This is a genomic window from Pseudomonas sp. AC463 (assembly GCF_979253585.1).
Genome location: NZ_CEEDDZ010001127.1, coordinates 1 through 238, shown reverse-complemented (window position 1 = coordinate 238; position 238 = coordinate 1). Strand labels below are relative to the sequence as shown.

Genomic DNA, 238 nt, shown 5'->3' with positions numbered 1-238 from the left:
CGGATGGACATAGCTCTTGCGCGCGATGGCGGGCGTATTGCCGAGCTTCTCGACGACGGGCTCCAGCAGCGACTTCAGGCTCAGGTCACGCTCGGCGGAGGCCAGCGCCTCGAACGCACAGACGCTCGCGCACCAGGTGCGGAAATGCTTGGCGGTGAAATCGTGGCCGGTAGCCTCGCGGATATAGTCGTTGACGTCGGACGAGGTGACCGGATGCGCCTCGCCCTTGTCGTCGAGC

The 238-nt window shown here is 65.5% G+C and carries 1 pseudogene; it reads right to left on the bottom strand.

The annotated features are described in order from the left end of the window. Window positions 1-238: pseudogene (locus AC0IYH_RS33810) on the bottom strand (DNA topoisomerase IB); the annotation flags it as partial.